This window comes from Corynebacterium sp. S5S1 (assembly GCF_001913985.1).
GTDB classification, from domain to species: domain Bacteria; phylum Actinomycetota; class Actinomycetes; order Mycobacteriales; family Mycobacteriaceae; genus Corynebacterium; species Corynebacterium marquesiae.
The window spans coordinates 1-3,912 of the sequence record NZ_MKXT01000060.1 but is presented as its reverse complement, the minus strand read 5'-3'; the positions used below and the strand labels follow the sequence as shown (position 1 = coordinate 3,912).

Here is a 3,912-nt window from a genome sequence, read left to right as displayed (position 1 = left end):
GGGCCAATATATGCTTTTGGAGCATATATTTTCCGCAAACGCGGAGTTCAGAGCATGAAAATCAACGATTCCGGACACACATTTTGTCGCTTAACCCCCGCCGTCTATCGTGGATCTTATGGAACTTCGCGCAACCCAGGAATCTGACCGCACCTACCTCGCCCGCCTCAATTTCCTTACCGATACTTTCGGTGACGAGCACGGCGAGCTTTCCCCCGACTTCGCCGATGATTTTTCCTTCTACGTGGAAAATTGGGAGCCCAATCAGGGCGGCTTCATCGCATGGGAGGAGTTCGTCCCGGCCGGCGGCGTGTGGCTCAATTGGGGCACGGAGGACAATCACGGCTTTGGCTTTGTCGAACCCGCCATTCCGGAGCTCGCCATCGCGGTCGAGGCCCGCTATAAGGGCCAAGGCATTGCCACCGCGCTTATCGACGCCGCCATTTCCCTCGCCCAAACCCTGCGCACCCCTGGCATCTCGCTAGCCGTCCACCCCGATAATCCCCGCGCCAAGGGTCTCTATGAGCACCTCGGATTCGAGCACGTGGGCAGCCACGAGGATCACTATGTGATGGTCAAGCGCTTCTAAAGCGAACGCAGGCGGGCGTGGGTGACGTAAATCGGCTCGTTATCCACGGCCGTCTTAAATTCTTCGGTCAGGCCAGCCATAACTGCCTCACGCGCCTCTTCACGAGTGCCGTGAAAACTCACAACCTCGCCATCCATCGCGGCCTCGCCGCGCTTGCGAACTACAACGAATTCCGCGCCCTCCGGCGCCGCAACTTCCTTGTCTGCGGAGGTAAAGGGATCACTGTAGCGAGCATTGGCGGTCATGGTTGGTCTCCTGATGTTTTCGCGGGACAGTAATGATTCCCCATTCACTGTACTGAAAGTTTCTCCTCGCGACCTTGCATACTTCCACCCTCTTCTTTCGCTGTTCACGATTTTCGTCCATCTAAACCGGCACAACCGTCGACGGAAACCACGGTTTGTATGGACGAAAGTTGCGATCACAGCCAATTCGACCCCTGAACCCCACCACGTAGAAAAAGTCCGGCCCCTCCGAAGAGGAAGCCGGACTACATGCTGTGGAGCATAGGAGAATCGAACTCCTGACCTTCTGCTTGCAAAGCAGATGCTCTACCAATTGAGCTAATGCCCCAGTGCCTAGATACCTTACTACCGCAGCCGAAGTAACTACAAACCGCTCCCAACCTGAACCGCTCAAATCACTTTGGCCACTTTAGGCATGTCCTGTCACTTCCGTAACACGCAGGCGCTAGGGTCATGGGCACATCGTGTCCACTTTCCCTCATCCTTAGGAAAACCATGCGTCGCATTTTCACCTCCGCCCTCACCGTGCTCGTCGCCGCTGCCGTTCCAGCGACCGCTAACGCACAGTTGCCGCAGATTCCACAGCTGCCTGTGTCCTCCAGCTCGAATATCCAAGACGAAATCAACCATCGCATCGATGACGCCCGCGCGCAGGTCGAGGACATCACCTCCAAGGCCTTCCCGCAGAAAGCTCCTAAGCCAAAGGCACCTACCCCAGCGAAGAAGACAGAGCCGCGCAACAGTGGCGGCGTCGACTGTGCCAATTGCGTAGCTATCACCTACGACGACGGCCCAGGTGCCGAGACCAACCGCCTGCTGGACAAACTCAAGGCCAAGAACGCGCACGCAAGCTTCATGGTGATCGCCCCCAGTGCTGAGCAGCACCCCGAGCTCCTCAAACGCATGAAGGCCGAGGGCCACACCATTGGCAACCACACCAAGAGCCACCGCCAACTCAACACGCTGTCGCCTGAGCAGGTATCCCAGGAAATCGACGCTGGCAACGCCGCTATTAAGAAGGCCACCGGCCAAAGCACGCGCTGGGTACGCCCGCCCTACGGCGCTACCAACGCCACCGTGGATCAGGTAACCCGCGATAAAGGCGTCTCCCAGGCGCTATGGGACGTCGACACCGTGGATTGGAAAGACCGCAACTCTGAGCACGTCTGTTCCTCGGCCGTGCAGGGTGCCCGCGCCGGTTCCATTGTCTTGATGCACGATATCCACCCCACCACCGTGGACGCTGCCGATTGCGTTATCGATGGCCTACGCGCCAAGGGCCTCGAACCCGTGAGCCTGGATCGCCTCCTGCGCACCCCTGTGCCAGGTAAGCGCTACTATGCTCGTGGTTAATGATTGATTTTGCCCTGACTGCCGACGCCGTCGCTCCCCAACTCCTTGGCTGCACCCTCACCCATGCCGGGGTGAGCATCCGCCTCACTGAGGTAGAGGCCTACCTCGGTGCCGAGGATTCCGCGGCACACACCTTCAATGGCAAAACCCCGCGTAATGCGGCCATGTTCGGTCCGCCGGGCAGGTTCTACGTCTATATTTCCTATGGCATCCACCGCAACGTCAATATCGTCTGTGCCCCTGAAGGCACTGGCCAGGGCTGTCTGCTGCGTGGCGGTGAAATCATCGAGGGCGCCGACACCGCCTTCGCCCGCCGTGGCACCTCTGATTTTCATAACCTCGCCCGCGGACCGGGAAACCTCGGCAAGGCCCTCGGCTTCACGCTCGAAGACAACCACCAACCAATACAGATTGTCGAGCGAACCACCGAACCAGAATGGGTGTGCGGACCGCGTATCGGTATCTCCAAAAACAAGGAAGCGGCCCTACGGTTTTGGATCCCCTTCGATAAAACCGTCTCGGGCCGCCGCGGCTATCCCAAGAAATAGCCCTGCTCGTTTCGCTACTTAATAGCGCCCGCCGTAGCGCTCATCATTTTCGATGGCCTTAATGATCCGCTGATTAATCTGCAGCATCTGGCGGATCTGCGTACGCGTGAGGCTATCCATTACGGACTTGCGCGCCTGCTTAGCGTGCCCTGGAGCAGTCTCAACTACCTTGTCCCAGCCGCTATCCGTCAGCTGTGCCATGGTGGTGCGTCCATCAGTCGGGCACGGCTGGCGCACAACCCACCCCTGCTTTTCTAGGCGCGTCACAACCTGGCTCAACCGGGACAAAGAACCATTGGCAGTAATCGCTAGGTCACGCATACGCATTTCGCGATTCTCCGCTTCAGAAAGCCGCGAGAGCACTGTGTACTCAAAAAAGCTCAGACCTGCATCATCACGCAGCTGAGCATCCAAAATATTGGTTAAGCGAATATTTACGCTCATTAGCGACATAAATGATGCCAGTTCTTCATCATTTAGCCAGTAGTCATCGCGCTCAGTCATGGGACTTATTGTATCAATTTGGCTTTAATTCTAAAGTGACTCGTCACTGTCCTAAACTCCAAGGCCTTAGTGCCCAGAGGACGGATCGATCGGTCGCTGCCCTCTCGGCAGCTTCTCCACCACCAAACGGTAGGAATCCGTGACTAACTCCTCTATCAGCTGTTGGTGCAGCTCTGCGTGTGGGTAGACGGAAACCCAGTGCTTCTTATTCATGTGATACCCCGGCGCAATGAACGGGTATTGCTGCCGTAGAGCCTGTCCGTCTTCCGGGTCGGCCTTAACAATCATTTGTTCTTGGCCCGTAACCGCGGTCAACAACAAGAAAACCTTGCCGCGCACTTTGAATACTTCCCAGTCGGACCCGAAAGGATGCTGTACCTGCGAGCCGAGCATCTCTCCGGCGCGTTGGCGGGCAACTGCGTAGATACCACTACCGTCCATCATCGGCTCCCTCTTCGAGACTGGCTTAGTGCTGTCTTCAACGATATCGTCCATCCAAACCTCGGTTTTCGTCGACGGTTTTGCCGGTTTATATGGACGAAAATGGTGTTCCAAGTGGAGCGCTCGCCATTGTGGGGTTAAGCGACAAAATGTGTGTCCGGAATCGTTGATTTTCATGCTCTGAACTCCGCGTTTGCGGAAAATATATGCTCCAAAAGCATATATTGGCCCT

At 56.7% G+C, this 3,912-nt stretch carries 6 protein-coding genes and 1 tRNA gene; 3 read left to right on the top strand and 4 right to left on the bottom strand.

The annotated features are described in order from the left end of the window. The first annotated feature begins 118 nt into the window (after positions 1-118). Complete coding sequence (locus tag BKN05_RS11690; protein ID WP_286688710.1) at positions 119-589, top strand: GNAT family N-acetyltransferase; 471 nt, start codon at positions 119-121, stop codon at positions 587-589. Here BKN05_RS11690 and BKN05_RS11685 read toward each other — a convergent pair. Both BKN05_RS11685 and BKN05_RS11680 read right to left on the bottom strand, forming a co-directional pair. Beyond that, a complete protein-coding gene (locus BKN05_RS11685) occupies positions 586-834 on the bottom strand; it encodes a hypothetical protein (protein WP_286688709.1) in 249 nt (82 codons plus the stop codon). The two genes, BKN05_RS11690 and BKN05_RS11685, sit on opposite strands and share 4 nt — an antisense overlap. A 255-nt stretch (positions 835-1,089) precedes the next feature. Further along, positions 1,090-1,162 (bottom strand) — tRNA-Ala (locus BKN05_RS11680). Between the two features lie 167 nt (positions 1,163-1,329). On the opposite strand from BKN05_RS11680, the gene BKN05_RS11675 reads away from it, so the two are divergent. Together BKN05_RS11675 and BKN05_RS11670 are read left to right on the top strand one after the other, a co-directional pair. Further along, a complete protein-coding gene (locus BKN05_RS11675; protein WP_284811929.1) occupies positions 1,330-2,187 on the top strand; it encodes a polysaccharide deacetylase family protein in 858 nt (285 codons plus the stop codon). Continuing rightward, positions 2,187-2,735, top strand: coding sequence for a DNA-3-methyladenine glycosylase (locus BKN05_RS11670; protein ID WP_284811928.1), 549 nt, complete (start codon positions 2,187-2,189; stop codon positions 2,733-2,735). The genes BKN05_RS11675 and BKN05_RS11670 overlap by 1 nt, the downstream gene beginning before the upstream one ends. Positions 2,736-2,753: 18 nt before the next feature. On the opposite strand, the gene BKN05_RS11665 is transcribed toward BKN05_RS11670, so the two are convergent. Beyond that, positions 2,754-3,239: a MarR family winged helix-turn-helix transcriptional regulator gene (locus BKN05_RS11665; RefSeq protein WP_284791745.1), complete on the bottom strand. Its 486-nt coding sequence runs from the start codon at positions 3,237-3,239 to the stop codon at positions 2,754-2,756. A 66-nt stretch (positions 3,240-3,305) separates the two neighbouring features. Further along, entirely contained in the window at positions 3,306-3,734 is a 429-nt protein-coding gene (locus BKN05_RS11660; protein WP_286688708.1) for an MmcQ/YjbR family DNA-binding protein, read from the bottom strand. Positions 3,735-3,912 lie beyond the last annotated feature (178 nt).

What these genes read in the sequence shown, in the direction of transcription:
- BKN05_RS11675 (WP_284811929.1), top strand. Translation starts at nt 1,330, where the DNA reads ATGCGTCGCATTTTCACCTCCGCCCTCACCGTGCTCGTCGCCGCTGCC.
- BKN05_RS11690 (WP_286688710.1), top strand. Translation starts at nt 119, where the DNA reads ATGGAACTTCGCGCAACCCAGGAATCTGACCGCACCTACCTCGCCCGC.
- BKN05_RS11665 (WP_284791745.1), bottom strand. Translation starts at nt 3,239, where the DNA reads ATGACTGAGCGCGATGACTACTGGCTAAATGATGAAGAACTGGCATCA.
- BKN05_RS11670 (WP_284811928.1), top strand. Translation starts at nt 2,187, where the DNA reads ATGATTGATTTTGCCCTGACTGCCGACGCCGTCGCTCCCCAACTCCTT.
- BKN05_RS11660 (WP_286688708.1), bottom strand. Translation starts at nt 3,734, where the DNA reads ATGGACGATATCGTTGAAGACAGCACTAAGCCAGTCTCGAAGAGGGAG.
- BKN05_RS11685 (WP_286688709.1), bottom strand. Translation starts at nt 834, where the DNA reads ATGACCGCCAATGCTCGCTACAGTGATCCCTTTACCTCCGCAGACAAG.